This window comes from uncultured Clostridium sp., from assembly GCF_947039605.1.
Classification (GTDB): domain Bacteria; phylum Bacillota; class Clostridia; order Clostridiales; family Clostridiaceae; genus Sarcina.
In genome coordinates, this window is record NZ_CAMQZG010000037.1 from 1 (window position 1) to 22405 (window position 22405).

The 22405-nt window shown below is 28.1% G+C and carries 25 protein-coding genes; 8 read left to right on the top strand and 17 right to left on the bottom strand.

From position 1 onward, the window contains the following. The 5 genes from Q0V24_RS12760 to Q0V24_RS12780 all read left to right on the top strand — a co-directional run. Positions 1–707 (top strand): transposase (locus tag Q0V24_RS12760; RefSeq protein WP_297522092.1); only part of this gene is annotated, 707 nt, incomplete at its 5' end. A gap of 198 nt (positions 708–905) precedes the next feature. Continuing rightward, positions 906–1424, top strand: a complete 519-nt coding sequence (locus Q0V24_RS12765) for a sigma-70 family RNA polymerase sigma factor (protein ID WP_297522094.1) — start codon at positions 906–908, stop codon at positions 1422–1424. Positions 1425–1435: 11 nt separating this feature from the next. Beyond that, positions 1436–1849, top strand: coding sequence for a PadR family transcriptional regulator (locus Q0V24_RS12770; protein WP_297522096.1), 414 nt, complete (start codon positions 1436–1438; stop codon positions 1847–1849). Then, on the top strand, positions 1840–3099 hold the full coding sequence (locus tag Q0V24_RS12775) for an FtsW/RodA/SpoVE family cell cycle protein (protein WP_297522098.1): 1260 nt from the start codon (positions 1840–1842) through the stop codon (positions 3097–3099). The genes Q0V24_RS12770 and Q0V24_RS12775 overlap by 10 nt, the downstream gene beginning before the upstream one ends. A 140-nt stretch (positions 3100–3239) precedes the next feature. Beyond that, positions 3240–3488, top strand: coding sequence for a hypothetical protein (locus Q0V24_RS12780; RefSeq protein ID WP_297522099.1), 249 nt, complete (start codon positions 3240–3242; stop codon positions 3486–3488). Between the two features lie 61 nt (positions 3489–3549). On the opposite strand, the gene Q0V24_RS12785 is transcribed toward Q0V24_RS12780, so the two are convergent. The 6 genes from Q0V24_RS12785 to Q0V24_RS12810 form a co-directional block, all read right to left on the bottom strand. After that, positions 3550–3675, bottom strand: a complete 126-nt coding sequence (locus tag Q0V24_RS12785; protein WP_297522100.1) for a hypothetical protein — start codon at positions 3673–3675, stop codon at positions 3550–3552. Positions 3676–3769: 94 nt separating this feature from the next. Next, positions 3770–4525, bottom strand: coding sequence for a MerR family transcriptional regulator (locus Q0V24_RS12790; protein WP_297522102.1), 756 nt, complete (start codon positions 4523–4525; stop codon positions 3770–3772). Positions 4526–4646: 121 nt separating this feature from the next. Next, on the bottom strand, positions 4647–5060 hold the full coding sequence (locus tag Q0V24_RS12795) for a DUF86 domain-containing protein (RefSeq protein WP_297522103.1): 414 nt from the start codon (positions 5058–5060) through the stop codon (positions 4647–4649). Beyond that, entirely contained in the window at positions 5038–5454 is a 417-nt protein-coding gene (locus tag Q0V24_RS12800; RefSeq protein ID WP_297522105.1) for a nucleotidyltransferase domain-containing protein, read from the bottom strand. The genes Q0V24_RS12795 and Q0V24_RS12800 overlap by 23 nt, the downstream gene beginning before the upstream one ends. Before the next feature lie 118 nt (positions 5455–5572). Further along, on the bottom strand, positions 5573–6088 hold the full coding sequence (locus Q0V24_RS12805) for a hypothetical protein (protein ID WP_297522106.1): 516 nt from the start codon (positions 6086–6088) through the stop codon (positions 5573–5575). A 196-nt stretch (positions 6089–6284) separates the two neighbouring features. Next, the gene (locus Q0V24_RS12810) at positions 6285–7526 is read right to left on the bottom strand and encodes a transposase (protein ID WP_297522108.1); all 1242 of its coding nucleotides are present in this window, start codon (positions 7524–7526) and stop codon (positions 6285–6287) included. Between the two features lie 106 nt (positions 7527–7632). On the opposite strand from Q0V24_RS12810, the gene Q0V24_RS12815 reads away from it, so the two are divergent. Next, a complete protein-coding gene (locus Q0V24_RS12815) occupies positions 7633–7785 on the top strand; it encodes a hypothetical protein (RefSeq protein ID WP_297522110.1) in 153 nt (50 codons plus the stop codon). After that, a complete protein-coding gene (gene tnpA / locus Q0V24_RS12820) occupies positions 7754–8161 on the top strand; it encodes an IS200/IS605 family transposase (RefSeq protein ID WP_297522112.1) in 408 nt (135 codons plus the stop codon). Before Q0V24_RS12815 ends, tnpA begins: the two co-directional genes overlap by 32 nt. A 271-nt stretch (positions 8162–8432) precedes the next feature. Here tnpA and Q0V24_RS12825 read toward each other — a convergent pair whose 3' ends face one another. The 11 genes from Q0V24_RS12825 to Q0V24_RS12875 all read right to left on the bottom strand — a co-directional run bounded on the left by Q0V24_RS12825 (position 8433) and on the right by Q0V24_RS12875 (position 20470). Then, positions 8433–9545, bottom strand: coding sequence for a DUF4179 domain-containing protein (locus tag Q0V24_RS12825; RefSeq protein ID WP_297522114.1), 1113 nt, complete (start codon positions 9543–9545; stop codon positions 8433–8435). Positions 9546–9557: 12 nt separating this feature from the next. Further along, the gene (locus Q0V24_RS12830; protein ID WP_297522116.1) at positions 9558–10124 is read right to left on the bottom strand and encodes a sigma-70 family RNA polymerase sigma factor; all 567 of its coding nucleotides are present in this window, start codon (positions 10122–10124) and stop codon (positions 9558–9560) included. A 286-nt stretch (positions 10125–10410) separates the two neighbouring features. Then, on the bottom strand, positions 10411–11445 hold the full coding sequence (locus Q0V24_RS12835) for a hypothetical protein (protein ID WP_297522118.1): 1035 nt from the start codon (positions 11443–11445) through the stop codon (positions 10411–10413). Between the two features lie 162 nt (positions 11446–11607). After that, positions 11608–12633 carry a DUF4179 domain-containing protein gene (locus Q0V24_RS12840; protein ID WP_297522120.1) on the bottom strand — a complete coding sequence of 342 codons (1026 nt, stop codon included), beginning with the start codon at positions 12631–12633 and terminating at the stop codon, positions 11608–11610. A 1-nt stretch (position 12634) separates the two neighbouring features. Beyond that, a complete protein-coding gene (locus tag Q0V24_RS12845; protein WP_297522122.1) occupies positions 12635–13177 on the bottom strand; it encodes a sigma-70 family RNA polymerase sigma factor in 543 nt (180 codons plus the stop codon). A gap of 126 nt (positions 13178–13303) precedes the next feature. Next, positions 13304–15166, bottom strand: a complete 1863-nt coding sequence (asnB, locus tag Q0V24_RS12850) for an asparagine synthase (glutamine-hydrolyzing) (protein WP_297522124.1) — start codon at positions 15164–15166, stop codon at positions 13304–13306. Positions 15167–15780: 614 nt separating this feature from the next. After that, positions 15781–15936: a hypothetical protein gene (locus Q0V24_RS12855; RefSeq protein WP_297522126.1), complete on the bottom strand. Its 156-nt coding sequence runs from the start codon at positions 15934–15936 to the stop codon at positions 15781–15783. A 132-nt stretch (positions 15937–16068) separates the two neighbouring features. Further along, complete coding sequence (locus Q0V24_RS12860; protein ID WP_297522128.1) at positions 16069–17022, bottom strand: hypothetical protein; 954 nt, start codon at positions 17020–17022, stop codon at positions 16069–16071. A gap of 90 nt (positions 17023–17112) precedes the next feature. Beyond that, positions 17113–18522, bottom strand: a complete 1410-nt coding sequence (locus tag Q0V24_RS12865; protein WP_297522129.1) for a VWA-like domain-containing protein — start codon at positions 18520–18522, stop codon at positions 17113–17115. 4 nt (positions 18523–18526) lie between these two features. Further along, the gene (locus tag Q0V24_RS12870) at positions 18527–19651 is read right to left on the bottom strand and encodes an ATP-binding protein (RefSeq protein ID WP_297522130.1); all 1125 of its coding nucleotides are present in this window, start codon (positions 19649–19651) and stop codon (positions 18527–18529) included. A 15-nt stretch (positions 19652–19666) separates the two neighbouring features. Continuing rightward, on the bottom strand, positions 19667–20470 hold the full coding sequence (locus Q0V24_RS12875; RefSeq protein ID WP_297522132.1) for a hypothetical protein: 804 nt from the start codon (positions 20468–20470) through the stop codon (positions 19667–19669). A 465-nt stretch (positions 20471–20935) separates the two neighbouring features. On the opposite strand from Q0V24_RS12875, the gene Q0V24_RS12880 reads away from it, so the two are divergent. After that, positions 20936–22360 (top strand): basic amino acid/polyamine antiporter, encoded by a 1425-nt coding sequence (locus Q0V24_RS12880; protein ID WP_297522134.1) that lies wholly within the window; start codon positions 20936–20938, stop codon positions 22358–22360. Positions 22361–22405: the final 45 nt, after the last annotated feature.

The window sequence follows — 22405 nt, forward strand, 5'->3', positions numbered from 1 at the left end:
AATTCATCAGTATAATGTTTACCGTTTCTTCCCATGATATTTACCTCTTTTCTTTATTTTTTATGATACTATATTATGTCCGAATATTTTATGTTCAATTTATTGTAACCCATCCAATATCTAATGAAAGAAATAATTATGTAGGAGCTATAAAAACTAATAGGGTATTATATCCTAAAAATCATAGCAAACTTGGAATAAAAGCTTCTATGTTTGCGAAAACATTACCACTAGATTCTTTTGACCTAGTCACAGTCAGAAAGAAAGACTATTACGTTTATAAATACGTAGGTAATTTACGTGATAGAAAGAATATAACTATAGTTTTAAGTTACCCAGTAGATTCTTTCTATGAAAAATCTACCTTAAAAGCATTTATTTCATTAGATCCTAACCTTTCAATTTCAGATATTTTAAATCACTATAATTTACGTTGGGATATAGAACCTTTTTTTAGAGAGTGTAATGCTAAACTTGGTTTAAATGGATATCAAGTACGAAAAACAAAAGCTATCAAACGTTATTTATTGATAATGCTTTTAAACTATACCTATTGCAAATTAAAATCTAAATTTCTAAATCATTTTAATGTTGGATTCAAAAAAGTAAAAAATGAATTAGAAAAAGAAAGGGTACAAACTATCTTTAATGCAACTAAAAATGGAGTTTCGTTAACCGAAATTTTAAAATTATTAAAGATAGCTTAAGAGGAATTATATATAACTGTAAAATTATTCAAGTTAAAACGCACTATTATAGTTCTTACTAAACTTTCTATTTAAATTATTTTTTCAAAAATATTTGAAAAAATTTCCATTATATATTTTTATAAATTTTGAAACAAAACTAAGCTAAAATATATCATTATAAGTGTAAGGTACTTTTACAAGGGATGTGACTCAATATTGAATAAAACAAATGAAGAAATTTTACATGATATTTATAATGAAACCTATGATGATATTCTAAGATACATAATTTCTAAATGTAACAATATAGAAGATGTTCAAGATATTATCCAAAATGTTTATTTTAATTTTTATAAAGCTATGCAAAAAAGAGAAATTGAAAGTCCAAGGAAATATCTATTTAGAATTGCTAGAAATGAGATATTCAAAACTTATGGGCTGCTTAGAGTTGCTAAAAATAATATTCCACTCTTCTCACTCAGCTCAGAGGATATAGAATTTAATAATAACGATTCACTTTCAGTTACAGAAAACTTTGATTCTACTTTAATCTGTGATGAAATCTATACTTATCTAAAGCAAAAAGATGCACTGACCTTTAAGATATTTTTGCTACACTTTAAATTTGATATGAAGATTAAAGATATTAGCAAAAAACTTAAAACTAGTGAATCAACAGTAAAAAATAGATTATATAGAACTCTTAAAGAACTTAAAAATACATTTGAATGTTAGAGGTGATTAATTTGAAATATGATGATTTTTTAAAAGAATCTATTAAAACAAATATGTTTAACAAAGATACAATTTTCAATAATATTCTAGATAAAATTGAAGAAGAAAAGTTAAATGAACAGCTTTCAATTTTGATACTACTACTTGTAAGTAGAAAAGATACTTATGGTTTTAGTATTATTAATGAACTTGATTTATTAATCAAAAAGAAACTAAAAAACAAAGAAGGTACTATCTATCCTATCCTTCATACACTTGAAGATAAAAAACTTATAACATCTTATTGGGTAGATGATGAAATTCGCAAAAAATATTATAGAATTTCCAAACTTGGCAAAAGCCATTTAAAAGATAAAAAATCAATTGTGGATTATCTAAAAAAGCCAAATCCACTTATATATACGGAGGAATTTTCATGGATATAAACACTAATCAAATGATAAATAATTACTTAAATGAAACCTGCTCACTAATTAAAAATAAAGCAGTGCATAAAGAAATTAAAGAAGAACTCACAAGTCATATAACAGCTCTAATAAATCACTATAAAAAGCAAGGAAATTCATTTGATGAAGCAGTAAATCTTGCTTTAAAAGACATGGGTGATAATCAAAAACTTGGTGAAAAACTCAACAAGGTTCATAAACCAACCTTTGATTATAAACTTCTTGCAAGTATCTTTGTACTTGTTGTAATAGGAGTAGTTGGAAGTTTTTCTTTTAATAGTATATTTAGTTATCAAGACCATACAACACCTTTAAACAATCCATATTTTCTTAAAAATTCAGTTTGGCTTGTACTAGGACTTATTGCATTTATCATTGGCTACTTTGTTAAATTCAAAATATTAAAGAAGTTTTCTATCCCTATGTATATAGTAGCTTTTGCAATCTATGTATTTTATATCTTTACATCATCTTCAAGTAGTGAACAATATGGATATGAACTTGGTCCTGTATCAATTTCAGTTCTGCCTTGGCTACCATTACTATTCTTATTTAGCATAGCAGGCATCTACACTAAACTTAGCTTTAAAAACATTAAAAATATGATACTAGCTATAATTTTAGTTCTTGTACCTCTTGCTTGCATGGCTTACTCATTTAAATTTGTTCCAATGTTTATTTACTTTGGAATAGCTCTTTTAGTAATTTTATATGTATTTAGTAGAAATGTTAAACTTATAATTGGAACAGGAATTTTAGAAGTTTTAATCTTTCTTGCAACTTCTTTAAAAGGTTTAAATATACTACTAACATCAAACTTTGGAAGTCCTCAAACAGTAACTAAAATACTAACTACATCTAAACTTATAGGTGAAAATCATACAACTATGACTTATATCAATTTGAGCTATCCAATAGTAAGTGCCATAGGCTACTTTGGTTGGATATTTGGAATTGCTATTGTGCTTATTCTAATTTACTTTATATTTAGACTTATCAAAATTTCAGCATCTATAAATAATGCTTATGGAAAATCTCTAGCATTTTCTATTTCTACTATACTAATAGTACAAACTATTTGGGGTACACTTATGAACTTTAACCTAATGCCGTATGCAGGAGTTGCCATCCCATTTGTATCTTATAGTGGTACACTTTTTGTATTTGGACTATTTATTCTTGGGATATTAACTAATATTTATAGCCTAAAAACTCTAAAAAATATCTAAATTAACAAAATAACTTTTGAGAATATGGACAACATTAAAAATTTCATAGATAATAAGTATGTAAAAACAAGAATTTACTTAGTAGTATATAAAATATATACCACTAGAATATCAAATATGGAGTTGTTTATAATATGAGTATGAATGATACAAAGTCTATAGAGTTATCTAATAAAGCAAAGGTTATAATAAAGAAACATCCTAGCGATCTTCCTAGAGTTCAATTATTCCAAGAAAATGGAGACCAATTAACTCAACCAGTTGCTTTTCCAAGATTCAGAAAAAACATATACCAAAAATTATGTGCAATGAATATAACTAAGCAAGAAGTTATAAAAACATTAGGCACAATAGATTCTATAACTAATGCTATGGTATTAAAAAAATAGGAACTGTATGATAGTTAGCCTTTAACTTCTAACTATCATACAGTTCCTTTTCTAATATTCTTTATTTAATTTTTATATTAATAACCTCTTCCCGTCCCCTTGTGTAATATGCTGATATCTCACCTAACTGTCTAAAAATAACTACTCCTAGTAGTACTAATATCAAAATCCAACTTTTTGTTGTCATAATTTCTTACCTCCGAATTAACTTATGAGTTAATTATAATTCAGAAACTACACATAGTATTGCTACTAAAGTCATATTATTGGTCATATATTTATTACTCAGCATATTTTAAAATTATATCCTTTAAAGTTTCAACAACTTCTCCCTCTACCTTATCATTATAATAACTAGCAAACCTCTCATCTAAAACATACATCTGTGCAAGATTTTTATGAACTTCAGATTTATACTTCATATTGTAACTTAACCATTTCTTATGATTTTCAAAAACTAACTTCGCCTCTTGTGAATCTAAATTCTTATTTTCATAAACTACTTTTAATGCTTTTAGCATTTCACTTTCTACTTCATTCATTTCCTCGAACTCTTCCTTAGTTAGATGTGAAAACTTCTTATTAGTTTCATCCACTACATCGTCACCATACTTTTCTCTAATCTCTTCACCATACACTTTTTCATTTCCACTAATTTTCTCTTTCTTAAAACTCTCAAACTTCTCTTTATCTGACATTATAACTTCCCCCTTATTATATGCTATTGTTTTTTCAACAGCCAAAATTAACTTTTCCATATATTCTTTCTTCTCTAAAAGCTTTTTATGATGCTCCAACAAAGCTTTTTCAATATTAAACTTTGGATTTAAAACACGCTCCTTAATATCCTCTAATTTCATATCAATAGATTTATAAAACATTATTTGTTGTAATAGATCCACTTCATTCTCCCCATAAATTCTATACCCAGATGAATTTATCTCTAATGGTTTTAAAAGATTTATCTCATCATAATATCTAAGAGTTCTAGAACTTACACCAGCTATCTCAGCTAACTGTTTAATAGTATATTTCACTTTTAATCACCTCCTATAAATTACATTTTAGAGTATGCCGTAGCGTTAAAGTCAATAGTTTATTCAAGTGAATTTTATAAAAAAAAGCAGCACTATTTCTAGCACTACTTCTAATGATTTTTTAACTATTCAAAAACTTATTTATCGCATAAGTATAATCACTAAAATCAACTATATGCTTTTCTATAATCATTTGAACTACCTTCATATTAACTTCTTGATAATTGTGAACTGCTATATTTCTAAAACCAACCATTGGCTTCATCTTACTTGCAAGTTCTTTATCTATAATTCCATTAACTTCTAAAACTTCAAAAGCATCTCTGCTTGTCTGTGGAATTCCAAGTTTTTTCTCAGATACTATATGCATAGCTAAATCAATTGAACATTCACATGCTCTTTGTATATTTAAAATTATAGAATCTTGCTTTGTATAATCTTCTAAATTTTTTGGATTACCATCATAAACTTCATTTATTCTAATTACACATCTTTCAATACTTGTAATTTTATTATAAACTACATCTCTCACCATAAACTCTCCCACTTTCTTTTACTCTTTCTAAAATTTCATATCGTTCTTCATTTAGCAACGCATACTCTTTTAAACTTCTAATTTCAAAATAAGCTCTCTTTGAATCATCATTACAATATATCACTTTAGCTGAACCTATAATTTGAGCTTTAAATACAGTCGTTACTTTTCTTAAATCTATTAAATCAACATCACGCTTAAATATATCAGCAAGTTCTTGTGCTTTCATAAAGCATCTATATTCATCTACATTATCATCTGATAAAAATGCTATATCTATATCACTGTCAACTCTTTCTTCACCTCGACTAAAAGATCCAAATAAATATATAGTGCATACATTAAATTCTTTTATCAACTCAATACCTATCTCTAATTTTTCATTGAAATTCATATACCTCACCTCATCTCTATTACTATTATTATACTAAAGTAAGTTTTTTTAAACAAAGTATTTTTAGACAAAGCAAAAGATAGCATCAAAACTAAATTTGATACTACCTTTATTTATATTAAGCTGCTACAACTTCCATCTTTGCTTTTTTATTAAGCATTGCAAATGTAACATATATTCCTATTGTTCTTACTAATATCATAGCTATTGTGAAGAACATAAATGCTGGTGCTATAACATTTGGATTAATGTGATGTTGCATGATAAATATATCAGAACCTCTTACATTCCACTTTGTTATATAATCAACTAAAACTACTTTTGAACCAAGTCCTACAATCCATAATATTAAATATGGAATACCTGACTTAACATAATTCTTACCATCTTTTCTATATCTCTTTGTAGCAAGTAACATGAATAATCCAAATACTATCCCAACAGCTATTGCTCCAACTAAAATCTGCGTATTTATTCCACCTGTAGGTACATTTTTAACATACTTAAATGTGAAATACCCCAAGATTGCTATCTGTACTATTATTGATTTTATAGTAAATCTTCTTTCTCCTAATTGTCTAAAAACTACCATAGCAAGTAATGCTAATATCATAATCCAACTTTCCATTGTCATAATTTCTTACCTCCGAATTAACTTATGAGTTAATTATAATTCAGAAACTACACTTAGTATTGTTACTAAAGTCACATAATTGGTCACATATTTATTACTGCTCTAATATCTTACTTCATACAAACTTATCTTTGAACTACTACACCCACAAGGGGCTTAGATTCTTTTAACGTAGTTTGGTATTTAAGTTTCCACCTTAACAGGTAACCCTTATACGTTTAGGCGAGTTCAATTGCCCATTATCCCTCACTAAATTGATTAGGTCGGGAATACATTTCTCTGATTTTCTAAGTATATTTAAACTTCCGTTTATATCTGAATTTACAAGTCCAAAACTACTTACAAAAAGACCTCTTACTATTCTTCTTGATTTATCATAACTCTTCTTTGTAATAGGTTCTAAATCAAATGCAGAACAACCACTTGTATAGCTTTCTTCTTGGAACTTAACATCTATACCTTGCAATTTAGCTTTATAACTAATTAAGTCAGCTAAACGTTGTATCGGAATTTGAACAAAAGTTTTATTAAAATTCATATCTTGTTTGATTCCTTTTAATTTACCTATTACAATTTTACCAACACCATTTTTAATAGCTTTATCAATTATAGATTTAGAAACTTTATGCATATAGTCATTAATATAATTATTTCTATATCTTCTAATTTTATTAATTTTTTTAGTATTTTTAAACTTATCAGAGCCACATTTAAACATTTCTATTGATTGAAAATATGCTATCTGCTTATTAGTATAAGAATTAACTGATTTCAACTTTTTACCACAAAAGATATATTGATTTAAGCCATTTTTAAAAGTTAATGTAGCAATGTTGTCTAAACCTAAATCTATACTGCACACATTGGTTTTATCGTTTTCTAACTCTTGTTTATTGTAAATCACAATTAAACACCAACATTTTTGAACTTTATCATAATTAAATCTTGCTTGTTGTAAGCTATTCCAGTTTATAATGCTTTGTAGTTTTTTAGAAACTGCAAAATTAAGACTTTCCACATTAAACAACGACTTTATAGCTTTTGATAGTGATAACTTTAATAGTCCATTATCATATCTTATAGCAAGATTAGTAAAAATAATTTCATTCTTGTTCTTATCAGTATTTTTAAACTTAGGTGGTCTTGGCATTGCTCTATATTTATTTGGATTTTCTCCAAAGTCTTTAACACTTGCAAAATAAGATTTCCAATTTTGCTCTAATACTTTAAACATTTGTTGGCGTGTATGACTGTGTAAGAAATCACAATGCCAGTTAGATTTGTATTCTTTTTCTATATCATAATAATTCTTGACACCTTTTTCTCTTAAATCATAATTAATGATGTTATATAACTTAGTCGTATGATAAGATAATTCTTCTATAATTTCTAATTGTTTTTCATTAATATTAGGTTTGAATTTAAAACTTAACTTCATTTACCCCACCTCCTTACATAGTTATCTGCGTGCTCATTATAACTCTACGTTGATATATAGTCAACTATGTATTATAATGTAATTAAAATATTGTGAGGTGAGCCAAATGGCAAGAAAAAATGTAAATACAACATTAGATGAAGAATTGTACAAAAATATCAGAATGTTAGCACTTCAAAAAGGAGTTAATGCTAACGATTTAATCGAAGAAGGGATGAAACTTATAATTGACAAAGAAAACAAGAAAGACAAGTCATAGTGTATATAATATCAACTATCATATAGTGTTTTGTCCTAAATATAGAAATGCTATATTTACAGGCGAATTGGAATACGAAATATCTAAATTATTTAAAAGAATAGCTTATGATTATGGCTTTGAGGTTCTCGAACAAGAGATTATGCCTGACCATATTCATTTGTTTATATCTGCGCCTCCAACGATTGCACCGACAGAAATAGTTAAAATACTAAAAAGCGTAAGTGCAAACACCTTATTTAAAGCCTTTCCTAATCTAAAGAAAAGTAGATTTTGGGGTAGTGGACTATGGAGTAAAGGTTATTATGTTGGAACAGCAGGAGCAGTAAGTTCTGAAATTATTGTAAGGTATATTCAAGACCAAAAACTTAAATAAGTAAGCTTACAGCCTCGAGCATAAAGCCCGAGGCTGTAAGCTATTTTCTATAAAATAATTAAAGGTTAGGAGAATGAATCTCCTAACCTTTATAACAACCTAGTGTTTATGCACTTGATAACCTATCAAAACTTTTCAAAAACTCAAAAGGTTATCAACTTTTCATTTAATCTTTCTTATTAAAGTATATTGGTAAGTTAATTACATTCTAAAGTATTCCGTAGCATTAAGGTCAATACTTTTTTTAGCACTACTTTAACCATTCAAAAACTTATTTTATTTCTATTTCAAAAGCTTGGTCTTTTAATTTTATATTCTTAAATACATTATTATATCCACCCTTACTATAATGAATCATTATAGGTACTACTTTTATCTTAGTTATTTCTCTATCAATTATCCATCTATCTCCTGTTTCAAAAATATCTCCCGCACCTCCACCACCTTGTGGTACAAAATCTAATTTCTCACCATTTTGATCATAATACCTAAACCCTATTTCATAACTTTCCTCTTCCTCTCTTTCATCTAAAACATCATTGAATCCTTCAATTATTTGATAATCCATAGTTATTGAAATTGGTGATTTTCTAAACTCTGAAATATTTACAACTCTCTTTTTACCATCTCTTACAAACTCAATTTCCTTATTAACCTCTACACTTTTTACTTCTTTCGCAATCTTAGACCCATCTATCTGAAACTCTATATCCCAATTTCCTAAAACTTTTTCATGTGCTCCTTTCTTTTGAAGTGTCATACTAGGAATATTTAATTTTATATCATAAATATTTTCAAACCGTTTTTCATCCTCTACATCTATACTAAGTAATATATCTACTATTTTTTCTTCATCATTATAATTATAACTTGCCCCTGAGCCACACCTTTCTATTTTTCTCCCCTCAGAACTTATAACTTCTTTTATTCCATCAACAATAATATTATATTTCCCCGTTATTGGTTCCTTTAATTCTGATGTATCAAAACTTGAATAATCTATCCTTGTGCTTATATAAAGCTCTTCATCATCTAATATTGCTTCATTAAGCATAAACTTAATCCCCTTATCCTCAACTTCCTTTAGAATTTCTTTTTTATAAGGTTTATAATCAAGTTCCTCAACTTCAAAAAATGACTCTAAACTTTTCCCCATTTTCTCAACTGCTGCCATAACACTCTCATTTGTTAAAGCAAAACTTCCACCTAAAGCTACACAAAGTGATGCTGCCATAATCATTTTCTTCTTAGATTTTTTCTTTGGCTTATTCATCTTACTCATAACTCTTTTTCTTATATCTTCTTTTTCTTCTTCACTCAAAACTATTTCTTCAATATCTAAATCATTTTCTATACCATTCAAATCATCAAATTCATTTTTCATAATATCTTCCCCCTAAAACAAATTACTTTTCACCAATATATTTTTAAGTTTCATTCTTCCTCTAGAAAGTCTGTTATACAAAACCTCAGTTTTAACACCAACTTCTTTTGAAATACTTATAACTGATTTTTCTTCTAAATAATGTTTCACAAATAACTCTTTATCACCTTTATTAAGCTTTTCAAGCAAATCATTAATTTCTTTATTAACTTCTCTATTCAAAATATCCTTATCAACACTTGCATTTTCATCTTTAAATTCTCTACCTACATTGTAATTAGTATCCAATTTAGTTACTTTGTTTAAATTAGATATATATCGTCTGTTATAATCTATAATTTTGTATCTACTAACTGACATAACCCAATTTTTAAAACTCCCCTTACTCTCATCAAATCTTTCTATGTTATCCCAAATTCCCAAAAGAATATCATCTAAACATTCATCCTCACTTGAATTATAGTCATATAGTTTTTTTCTAATAATAGCTTTAATAAATCCACCATACTTATCTATAAACATTTCAAGTCCACATTCTTTTTTCCGTTTAATATTTTTGATTATCAACTTATCCTCCATCAATTTCTCCCCTCAAACTCACCTTTCATTATGTCTTATACTTATTTATTCGAAGTCTACTCACTAGACCTATCAATCTTTTTGAAATTCTTCTAAAAATTAAATAAATCATACCATTTTTTAACATATAAAGCCTACTTATTATTAATATTCTTACTTCTAAAGTTAAACATTAATAAATCCTCTAATATTTAGTGCTAACTTCTTCTTTAATAATTTATTAGAAAATAAAAGCATCGATGATAACATTATCGCTATCATCGATGCTTCCTAATATACTTTTATTCTATTGTGGGCTAAGACTTCCTGTTAATGTTACATTAAAAGTCTGACTCTCACTTGTTCCTGGGTGTGTTATAAATACCCCTTTAGAATTTCCAGTATTCCCAATTGGATTTAATAAATACTCTCCACTCTCTTTTCCATTATAAGATTCTACTAAGCCAGTCTGATAATTTTTCCCTGTAATATTATAATTATACGCTAAGTTAAATAAATTATTATCCCCTGCATATTTTTCATAATATCCACCAGATCCTATCTTATTAGTTATTGTTACAGCTGTTCCATTAATTACTGTATGATAGAAAGGCATTTTCATTAACGTTCCTCCATACTCAGAATTCACAATATTAAATGTTATTCCAGTTACCTCATTAGACCCTGCATGAGTAAATGTCCCTGCAAGTTCTGAATTATCTGAATGATACTTTAAGTTAAATATAGCTGTATTCTCACTACCATAATACTCATAAAGTTTAAAATTATTATTTCCAAGAGATGCTATCTTAGCTGTAAAAGTTTCACCAAGTCTATTTACATAATACTCTGGTAAAATCAGAAGCTTATTAACAACATGCCCCCCTTGAAGTGGAATTATAATTTGTGTATTATCTATTGAACCTGTCATATAATTCGCACCTGTCATTATATCTGCAAAATTTCCTGTTCCGTTATTTATAGCTGGTTTAACTACCTTAACAGGTGCAGGTTTTGGTGGTGTTGCTATTGGTTTAGCCTGAACATTATTTGTTTGCCCACTACCATTAGAATTATTTGCTTGATTATTACTAGTATTATTATTCGGTGTATTTGTATTACTATTCTGATTAGAATTTGTATTGCTAGAATTATTTTGAGCCTGAGTGCTCTCATTATTATTTAAATTAGAACTTGTTGCTTGAGGTGATGTTGTTGCATTACTAGTATTCATTGCATTATTTGTACTAGCATTAGCTGGCTTTGCAGTCATAAAATAAACTGCTCCAATTACAACAATCCCAACAACTACTATTGTTCCTATTATTCCTTTTGAATTCATTATAATCATCTCCCTTACACAAACAATTATATATTTTAAAAATAACTTTAAAGAAACAAGATATAGAATTTTTAGGTGGAATTGGTTTAAATTAAAAATAAAAGAAGATTAATTTACTATTAAATAGCAAACTAATCTTCTAAACTCATTCTACACAATCAATTACTTAATTTTATAAACCTCTTCATTAACTATAATTTCTATTACCGTAGCATTTCTAATATCATCAACTTTCACAGTTTCAAATTCATATTGGTCCTGTCTTTTTTCTCCTGTTGGCTCACTTACTGACTTCCCAGTCACCTCATGTTTCTTACCATCAACTACTAAACAAATCCCATATTCACCTTCATCATGACCTTCAAACGCCTTATGAATACTCATTTCGCTTTTACTATAAATAGTAGTTCCAAGAATATTACTCTCTAAAGATTTTATATCTTCATATGACTCATTTCCCTTTTCACCTCTACCTATATCAAGCTTTATAACTTCTCTTTCATCAATAGCATCTTTAAGCTCTTTTTTTACTTCAAATTTCCCAAGACCAATAGGTTCTCCAGTATCATAAGTTACATTAGGTAGCATATTTTCTGGTGTTTCTCCCCAAAGTTCAAGTTCTAAAAACATCTTACCATTTTTCAAAAGGCCACCACCAGTTAACTTTACATCCTGTGTTATAACTATTGTATAATCATCTATTTTTTCTCTTTTTATTTCTCCATCCATCCCAAAAAATCCTTCTGTATCAGGCATAGTTATCATAAATCTTGAAAAATCAAAATCATTTGGAATTACTTCATTACTCTTATATGTCATCCCAATCAAAACTCTATTATCTGTAACTACTAAATTATCTAAAGTCGTTGTTCCTTTTTCAGTAGTTATACTTTCTCCCACAGTTTCTATATATTCATCAATCTCCTTATCAAAAAGTCCCATCTCATAGAAAATATCTCTTACAAAAGGTACATTTTCTGCAATTACAGGTGTCAAAGTTCCACCAATTATTATTGTCCCTGCAATCGCAGCAGCTATTCCAGCTTTTTGAGGTTTTGAAACTCTACACTTTTTCTTTGCATTTTTCTTTATTCTTTTAAGTTCAAGTTCTGTCATCTCTATATCTGCTATATCTATATTATCCAAATCAAACTTATCTATCTCTTCATTAAACTTCTTCATATCCATACTAAAACATCCCCTTAAACGAAAATTTTTCTTTCAACTTTTTACGCCCTCTAAAAATCTTAAGATTCACAAGTTTTTCTGTCAGTCCAAGACTCTCTCCAATCTCTTTACTTGTATGTTCCATAAAGAACTTTCTCATAAATATCTCTTTATCGACACTACTCATATTCTCTATTTCTTTTTTAACTTCACTAACACTTTCCACCGATACAAACTTCTCTTCTATAGACTCATCACTTGCTATTTGAATTTCATCTATATCATCTTTATAGCTATGTCTATTCTCTCTTCTTAGGCAATCAATCGCTGTATATTTTGTAACTACCATAACCCAAACTGCAAATCTATCTGCTTCTCTATCAAACTTACTAGCATTATTCCAAATCTTTAAAATCACATCATTAACATTTTCCTCACTAAGCTGTCTATCCTTTAAAATCCCATAAGAAACCTTAAACATTAAATCTGAATAATTATCTACAAAATAATCTAATGCTTTTTTATCTTTATTCTTTAAAGACTTTATAAATCTATTACTGTCCATTCAATTCACCCCTTAACTAAATCCCTTTGAAAGTACTTTCATATATAAGTTCGTATGTATTAATCTAATTATTTCAAAACAATGCAAAAAAAGGTATAGAATTTTCTATACCTTTCTTTAAACAATTTAAATATCAAATTTTGTATCTTTATCTAGTGAGTTATCAATATATAGTCTGTACCATATAATATAAACTATTACACTCCATACTTTTCTTGAATAATCACCTTTATTTTCTTTATGTTTTACTAACATTTTTAAAGCTTCTTCTTCATTAATTTCAGCTACTGGGTTATTTTTAATAACATCATAAGCCCAATCATATAACTCATTTTTAAGCCAAACTCTAAGTGGTACTGGGTACCCAAGTTTTTTCTTTTCATATAAGTATTCTGGAAGTTCGTCTCTAAAAGCATCTCTTAACATAACTTTTGTGCTAAACTTTCTAACTTTATGGTGCTTACCTAAAGTTCTAGCAAGTTTAAATACTTCTTTATCTACAAAAGGAACTCTAACTTCAAGTGAATGAGCCATAGAAATTCTATCTGCTTTAGCTAGAATATCTCCTATAAGCCATGTATTTATATCAATGTATTGTCTTTTAGTTACATTATCAAAACCAGCTACATCTTTAAATAAATCTTGAGTTATCTTTAAATCATTCTTACCTGGTACAAGTTTAAATACTTTTTTCTTTTCTTCTTCATTAAAGATATTAGCATTACCACAATATCTTTTTTCTAAAGGAGTTGTCCCTCTTAATAAGAAACTCTTACCCTTCATATTATCCGGAAGAAGACCCGCTAAACTATTTATAATACTTTTTACAAAGCCTGGCATATAGTTAAATCCCTTTAAAGACTCATCCTCTGTATAGATATTGTATCCACCAAAGAATTCATCTGAACCCTCTCCTGATAAAACAACCTTATAATCTTGACTTGCTTTCTCACAAATATAGAATAACGGAATGATTGATGGATCTGCTATCGGGCTATCCATGTGATAAATAATCTTTGGAAGCTCTCTTACATAATCCTTATAATTCATTCTAATATTTATATTTTTGATTCCAATATCCTGTGCAAATCTTTTAGCATTACTAGTTTCATCATATCCTTCAACATCAAATCCAATAGTATATGAAACTAAGTTAGGATTAATATCACTTGCTATTTTAGCTATGATTGATGAATCTATTCCACCTGATAAGAATGTTGCAACTGGTACATCACTCTCTAAGTGAACCTTAACCGAATCCTTCACAATCTCTTTAATTTGTGCTTTTAACACTTCATCCTCATGCGGTTCTTCTTTAAAATCAACCTCAAAGTACTTGCTAATATTAGCATTTCCATCAAGATCTTTTTCAAGTAAACTACCTGGAGGTAGTGATTTTATTTCATCAAATATAGTTGCATTATTTGAAGGTATGTATTGGAATGTTGCATACTCTCCTAGTAAATTACTCTTATATTGAATATTTTTATTTATTTCTTTTAATGCTTTAATTTCTGATGAGAAATATAACTCTCCATCCATATCCATGTAGTACAATGGCTTAATACCAAAGTAATCTCTGAATGCTACAATCTTATCATCTGACTTATCATAAATAACAATTGCAAACATACCTCTAAGTTTTGTTACTAACTTTTCCTTATGTAAATCATAAAGTGCTGCTATAACTTCAACTTCTGAATGTGTTTTAAACTCATAATTTTTACAAATAAGCTCTTCTCTAAGCACTTTATAATTATAAATTTCCCCATTAAAAACAATAGTATATTTATTTTGATAAGTATACGGCTGTGCACCCATCTCAATATCTATAATACTTAATCTATTAAATACAAAAACTGCATTATCGTATCTAACAACTTGAGTATCATTTGGACCTCTATGTTCTATACTTTTCGCCCCTATTTCTAGCGCCATTATTTCCTCATCTGATATACCTTTTTTAAATAATTGTACAAATCCACACATAAATCTTTTACCCCATATTAATCAATTTATTTTATTTTTTGCCATTTTTTAATTTTCTTCCCCTTATTCCTTTATATTACAATTATAAAATTACAAATTCTTTACACTTTTATGTATTTTTTGTAAATATTAACCATAATAATACTTTTTGTTACATTTTTTCTATTTTCAACTTAATATTTATATATATTACGTAAAAATGGTTTTTATCACTTGCAAATATAATTCAAACAAAAAAAGACAAGATTTAAAGATAATTTACTTACCTTTAAATCCTGCCTTTTTTACTTTTAAAACTATACAATCCTATTTCTAATAATAATCACGCAAATCTCTACTATGCAATTTATTTAATTCCTACCCTTCCAAATGCAAGTGATAATATTATTAATCCAATTGCTACAAGTCCATAACCCAAAATCAATCTTAGCTTATTATTTTTTATCCTCTTCATCTCAAATCTCCTTCTCAACTCCACTTAATTTCTCAACCAATCTCTATGTATCTTTTTCTAAACATATTATATCATGATGTTACCTATTATCTATTTTATAATTATATAAAAAGATGATTTTAGTATAAACCAAAATCACCTTAATCTTAACTAATTAATACTACAAATAATTACAAAACACTAAAATCCCTGTAATTATAAGAACAAGTGTAATTCCTAAAACTTTCCCAACTTTACTACTCTTATTAGTCAAAACACCCTTTATATCAAAAACACCTTCTATACACTCCAAAATACTAATAAATAAACTTTCCAAAAACATCACCCCTTTACTTATTAATATTCTACTTATTCTCATTATTCCCTCTAATTATATTGTTTTCATCTTCTTTTATTACACACAAAAAAATAGCAGCATCTCTGCTACTATTTCTTATAACTATTTTATTTATGTCAAAAGATTCATTACCCAAACTGCTACTATAATTACAAATATCAAATAAAAAACCTTAATCTTTTTATTTACATTTCTTTGTCTAACAAGTTCTTCTTTATTTATCTCATTTCTTTTAATTAAGTCTAATCTTTCTATCTCTTTTTCTCTAATATACTCATATACCTTGATAATATGACTTCCTGTCATTTTAGTTATATCAGTTCTAGTTACACCCTCTATCTCTTCCCTCATAAATCCACCTATTACAGTGCTTTTCATAGTGAACATTTTTAATTCCTCATCTTCATCAATTTCTTTGTAGCTTTTTCTTTGCTCTACTAACTCTTTTATCCTTGAAACTTTCTTTATGTTATTATCTAGCCAAAACACATAGTTTTTTAGAAAATCCATATCAGATTTTAGCAAGCCTTGTCCCTCTGATGCACTCCACATCCACCCTTTATACTTACCATTTAAAACAAGTCTTCTATTATAAGAACATCCTTCAAATAAGATATTCTTAGTTCCTGCTAAATACCTTTCTTCTTCATGTTCTTTTCCACCCCAAAAAGTTGAATTTAAACATTTCTCACTATGTATACACTTTTCACAGTCTAAATATCTTTCTTTATCTTCAACATTCCTCGCAGTAAAATCACAATCAGAATGATAACTTTCATCTAAAATAAACTCTTGTGCTAGGTCCTCATCTTTTTTATTTATATCTATTCCAAAAACCTCATAAGCAAGTCCAGCTCCGCCATTTCCAACATTAATTAAAAATCCTCTATAACCTTCTGGTAATTCAATATTATTTAACTTTTCAAAACTTGCAACTTCCTCTTCCGTTAACTTCTCATTGAAAGTATATTTATATGTCTCACTACCAAAAACACCATAATGTTTATCCAATCTTTTTAAAATCTCAATCTTTTCATTTATCTCTTTGTAAACTTCACTATACATCAATTATTTTCTCCTTAGTAAAAAGAACAATATCTAAATTTATAGATATTGCCCTTGCTTATCATTATTATACTATATTTATCTAATATACTAAAACATAGGTGATTGATTATTCATAGAATACCCATCCACTCTTACATCTTTAACTTCTAAGTGTAAGTCTTTGATTTCAACCTTACTTAGTTTTTTAACTTCTCCATAAGGTTCTTTTAAAGAAAGTTTATCTCCACTACCAGATATAACCCATAAAATTTTATATCCTCTTGGAACAATCTTTAATCTATTCTCACCTTTTCCATCTGTAAAATATACTAAAAGATTAATCTTATTATCATTTGCATACTCTATAACTGGTGAAAATTCTGTTGCCCCACGAAGTTTGTTTCTCTTTTGGATACCATTTGTATTTTTCACTTTATAAGAATTTCTAATTTTATCATCACATTCTATAATAGTGATTTCATGATTATAGTTTTTCACTATATTTAAAACTTCTTTTATAGCCTGTTCAAACTCTTCATCACTAATACTTCCACTTGTATCAATAGCAACTGCTATATTAGCTTTATGTGCTCTAAGTTTTCCTCTTAAATCAAGTCTATCTGGCTGTCTTCTATTTCTTCTAGTTATAGTTTTCTTTCTATTACTCTCTATAGTCCCCATAAGTTTTTTAAGATATATATTCCAAGGTATTTCACCTTTGCTTTTTTTAATACTATCTATCATTCTTTCAAGATAGATTGGAACTTCTCCTCTTTTAGCAGAATCAATAACCTTTTGTGTAAATTCCATAATAGTTTTATCTTCTATATCATCAGAATCATCCCATACATCATGGCTTTTTTCAGCATCAAACTCTGTTTCTATATCAGATTTGTCATTATCTATCTCTTCTCCCTCTTCCTCATCAACTTCCTGTAAATCTATTTCTATTTGTATCTTCTCTACATAATATTCTAAAGACTCATAAGGCTCTAACTGCATATTATATTTGTTATTTATAGACTCTATAGTTATTGAATAAGGTGGTAGATTATCAAGGTACATATTTACTGCTATATCCATTCCTATATTAATAGCAAACTTAGTTATTCCTTTTGCCCTAAGCTCTTTAGACCTTGCTGGGTGCAAAGCTATTATATGCAATATTTCTTGTTTAATTGAAGTTTCCATTTGCTTCATAGTAAGTCTTAAAAAGATTATAGGATTAAAGTATATAACATACTTACTTCCCTTAAAATTTATCCCTGTCGCACTATTTAAATCAAACTTAATCTCTCTTAAAACTTGAAATAAAAAATATCCATAAAAACTATCCTTCTCTTCTATAAGACTTAAACTAACCCTGTCTACAAGTTTAAAAAACTCATCTTTAAATTCATTTGAAATCTCTAGCTTTGCATTCTCCTTCATAGTTTTACTATCTTCAAAATACTTATCTGCAATACTATTTGCTTCTTCACTTAACCACTTTGCCTGTTTACCAAAATTACTCTCCATAACTTTACCCTCTTATGCTACTATAAGCACCAAAGTACATTTCTACAAACTCTTCATTTTCTATAGCAAAGTCATACACCTTAGCATATCTACTTTTCATATCTTTCATTACACCTATCATTAAATCTATAGGATATAACTTTAAAAATTCTAAAAATCTATTTATAAGTTTATCTTTATTCTCATCCTTTAAAGTAACTTCTAAGACTTTTATTACATTAATTGCAGATAAATATAACCTTGTATGTGATTCACTCTTAACTTTCTCTTTAAACTCATCACTTAAACTTTCTACTAAAAACACATCATCATATGATATCAACGCTCTGCTATTTGATTCTATAAAACTTATAAACTCCTGTGCTATAACCTTCCCTACATTCCCCTTGATAACATTTAAGAAGATATTTCTTGGAATAGCTCCATCTTTATCTCTATATACTTTATAAGCCTTAGACACTCTCTCAAAACTTCTAGGAGTTGCCCTTACATCATCTTCATTCACTCTATTTAAATACTCTGGGAAAGTAGATATAAATTCTATAACTTTTTCTTCTATTCCAGATTCAACTGCCCACTTAATCCATTGAACATGGTCACTTTCCATATGAACCCACACAAATCTATTCTCCTGTGCTGCATCCATATCCACAACTTGATAGTCAAACTCTGAGCCATACTTACCAGATGGATTCATAGCACCTAGAATCTTAACCTTATCATCTAACTTATATCCATTTATCTCTCTATTTAAAATAAGATTCATTAATTCCTGCTGTACTGTATGTTCGCATCTATTTATTTCATCTATAAATAAAAGAATCTCTTGTCCACTTTCAAGAGCTTCATCAATTTCTCTAAGCTTTGTATGAACTGCATATACAGTCATCTTCTTTTCTGTCTCTCTTCCATTTATATCATAGCTAATATAAGACTCAACTGTTGGAAGCCCTCCAATTTCACCCTCTTTAAGTAAATTCCCATCAATAACAATAAGTCCCCAGCTATTATCATCTGCAATCTTTTTTGCTAAAGCTGTTTTACCTATCCCACTTTCTCCAACTACTAAAGGCACTTCCCCCGTAGCAAGTATTAACTCTACACTTTGTAATGTATCTATAAAATTCATTTTTTTCGCTCCTTTCTATACTATCTTTAATCTTTCATCAACTGCTATTTTTTTAGCCTTTTTACTTCCGTACTTATATATAAACATCATTTTATCCATACTTATAAGTCCATTACTTTTATCTATCATTGTGCATCTTAGAAAATCTCTAACATACTTATCTTCTACTTCTTCATTTTTCAAAACTTCTTTTAAGACACTCTCAAATTCACACTCTGTAATATTTAAAGTTATATTATTTATAACTAATATATTTAACTTTAAAAATCCAAGAATATCTTCCTTATTAACCTTAGATAAAAATCTAATTGCCTTATCATTAGACTTTATAGCTATTTCTTGTACCTTAATACAAGGCTTATCTATATATCTTAATGCTTCATAGCTTTTCCCTACCACATATAACTGAACACTCTCATAAGGTTCACTTATATACTGGATAGCATCATAATTCTCTTTAACTGCTAAAAGCTGTATTTCCTCACTTGGATTTTCTACATACTTAATAGCCCAACCAGATTGTTTTATAGCTTCTTTAATAACCTTATCTGTTGGATTTTTTATATCAGAAAGATATGTCCAACCTTTCTCTATAACTTTTAACATCATCTCTTCTGTTGGATTTCCTACAAACTCAATAGCATTAATATCATTTTCAACTGCGAGCCTTTCCATTTCTTCTGTAGGACTATCCATATACTCAAGTAAATTACCTTTTAAACTCACAGCAAGTAACTTCATTTCCTGTGTTGGATTATCTATAGTTCTAATAACACTTGGGTTATTCTTAATCATTTGAATTAATTTTGTTTCTTCCATAATTAATACCTTTTTTCTACTTCCTTAGTCCACCTTTAAATAAGTGTAACTAATATGCTTAATTTAACGTAATAACTTTCTCATTGAGTGAAATAAACTCAAAAAGAATCTTTAAACTTATTATACAGAAAAAAAAAATTATATCAAAACTTATAATTATGAACTATTTTCCCATCGTAATATTTTTAGTTTCTTGCACTGAATCTGCCCATTCAAATTACCATCATACATATTGAGTCATCTATCTTATCTATGCATTCAGTAATTGAGTCTTTCCATCTTTTTAACAAATTTCAATATTTCATTCCTTTTTTTATTAGTTTTTAAAAATATAATCTTATTTCTTCATACTTTCCTCACTTTCTATCCATAATATAGATATAATAGTTTTTACGAATTAAATAGTTTATAAATGTAAACTACTAAATATATCAAACTAAATTCAACAAAAGAAAAGGAGTCATTATGAAGGATAAAAAACTTGGACTAATGGGACTTATTGGACTTGTTATAGGTGGAATAATTGGTGCTGGTATATTCAGTCTTCCATCTCAACTTGCACAGGGTGCCGGTGGTCTTGCAATAATTATAGGATTTATAGTTTCTGGCATAGGTGTTCTTGGCCTTGCCTTCGTGTATTACATATTATCAGTTAGAAAGCCAAATCTTAAAAATGGTATCTATTCGTATAGTAAGGAAGGATTTGGAGAATTCATAGGGTTCAACTCAGCTTGGATTTATTGGATAAGTTCAACACTTGGAAATATATCATATGCTACTTTAGTATTTGGTACGCTATCATATTTCTTTAAAATATTTAACCCAGCAGGAAATAACCTTGCATCTATCATTGCTGCATCTATCTTAATATGGGTTATAAACTTTCTTATTTTAAGAGGTGTTAAACAAGCACTTGTCATAAATGCTATTGTTAACATCTCAAAAATAATACCTATATTACTGTTTGTAGTTATAGCTATCATTGCTTTTAACTATAAAAATATATCATTCCAATTCCTAGGTACACAAAGTCTTGGAAGTATTTATACTCAAGTTAAAAGTACAATGATAGCCAATCTTTGGGCTTTTGGTGGAATTGAAGCAGCCGTTGTTTTATCTGCTAGAGCTAAAAAAAGTAAAGATGTTGGTAAAGCTACTGTAATTGGAATTATTGGAGTAATTATCATCTATATGCTTGTAACACTTTTATCACTTGGAGTTATGAAAAGACCTGATATTGCAGTTTTAAATAATCCATCACTTGCATATATACTTCAATCAGTTGTAGGTAAATGGGGTGCTGTAGTTATTACAATAACACTTTTAGTTTCTGTAACAGGTGCATTACTTGGTTGGACACTTATAACAGCTGAAATGCCTTACTCTACTTCAGTAGACGGCGTTATGCCAAAGTTCTTATCAAAAGAAAATAAAAATGGAACATCATTTTATGCAATTATGATAACAACTATAATAACTCAGTTCTGGTTACTATTCTCTTATTTCTATAATAGTGGCTATGAGTTCTTATATTCATTATCATCAACTGCATCACTTATTCCATATTTCCTAAATACGTTATATCTTTTAAAGCTAATTTTCACTAAAGAAACATATAAGGAAAATTCAAAAGGAATTGTAGGACATTTAATCCTTGGATTAATTTCACTTGTTTATACAGTTTGGTTACTTGGTGCTGCTGGTTGGAAGTATACTTTATTCAGCACTATTATTTCAGCATTTGGATTAATTCTTTATGTTTGGAACAGAAAAGAGAAGAAAAAGAAATTATTCAATCATGCCTATGAAGCTGTTATAGCTATAATTATAATTGCACTTGCAGTTATAACTTTATACCTAATTTTCACAGGTAGACTTTCAACTAACTAATTTCTAAACAAAAAAACTCCAATACTTAGCACTCTAAGTATTGGA

Coding starts and splice junctions, on each gene's coding strand:
- Q0V24_RS12775 (WP_297522098.1), top strand. CDS start 1,840: ATGGATATAAACACTAATCAAATGATAAATAATTACTTAAATGAAACC.
- Q0V24_RS12870 (WP_297522130.1), bottom strand. CDS start 19,651: ATGAATTTTATAGATACATTACAAAGTGTAGAGTTAATACTTGCTACG.
- asnB (WP_297522124.1), bottom strand. CDS start 15,166: ATGTGTGGATTTGTACAATTATTTAAAAAAGGTATATCAGATGAGGAA.
- Q0V24_RS12830 (WP_297522116.1), bottom strand. CDS start 10,124: ATGGAGGATAAGTTGATAATCAAAAATATTAAACGGAAAAAAGAATGT.
- Q0V24_RS12860 (WP_297522128.1), bottom strand. CDS start 17,022: ATGTATAGTGAAGTTTACAAAGAGATAAATGAAAAGATTGAGATTTTA.
- Q0V24_RS12865 (WP_297522129.1), bottom strand. CDS start 18,522: ATGGAGAGTAATTTTGGTAAACAGGCAAAGTGGTTAAGTGAAGAAGCA.
- Q0V24_RS12785 (WP_297522100.1), bottom strand. CDS start 3,675: ATGACAACAAAAAGTTGGATTTTGATATTAGTACTACTAGGAGTAGTT.
- Q0V24_RS12835 (WP_297522118.1), bottom strand. CDS start 11,445: ATGAATTCAAAAGGAATAATAGGAACAATAGTAGTTGTTGGGATTGTT.
- Q0V24_RS12795 (WP_297522103.1), bottom strand. CDS start 5,060: ATGGTGAGAGATGTAGTTTATAATAAAATTACAAGTATTGAAAGATGT.
- Q0V24_RS12880 (WP_297522134.1), top strand. CDS start 20,936: ATGAAGGATAAAAAACTTGGACTAATGGGACTTATTGGACTTGTTATA.
- Q0V24_RS12800 (WP_297522105.1), bottom strand. CDS start 5,454: ATGAATTTCAATGAAAAATTAGAGATAGGTATTGAGTTGATAAAAGAA.
- Q0V24_RS12875 (WP_297522132.1), bottom strand. CDS start 20,470: ATGGAAGAAACAAAATTAATTCAAATGATTAAGAATAACCCAAGTGTT.
- Q0V24_RS12840 (WP_297522120.1), bottom strand. CDS start 12,633: ATGGATATGAAGAAGTTTAATGAAGAGATAGATAAGTTTGATTTGGAT.
- Q0V24_RS12780 (WP_297522099.1), top strand. CDS start 3,240: ATGAATGATACAAAGTCTATAGAGTTATCTAATAAAGCAAAGGTTATA.
- Q0V24_RS12815 (WP_297522110.1), top strand. CDS start 7,633: ATGGCAAGAAAAAATGTAAATACAACATTAGATGAAGAATTGTACAAA.
- Q0V24_RS12845 (WP_297522122.1), bottom strand. CDS start 13,177: ATGGACAGTAATAGATTTATAAAGTCTTTAAAGAATAAAGATAAAAAA.
- Q0V24_RS12825 (WP_297522114.1), bottom strand. CDS start 9,545: ATGAAAAATGAATTTGATGATTTGAATGGTATAGAAAATGATTTAGAT.
- Q0V24_RS12805 (WP_297522106.1), bottom strand. CDS start 6,088: ATGACAATGGAAAGTTGGATTATGATATTAGCATTACTTGCTATGGTA.
- Q0V24_RS12810 (WP_297522108.1), bottom strand. CDS start 7,526: ATGAAGTTAAGTTTTAAATTCAAACCTAATATTAATGAAAAACAATTA.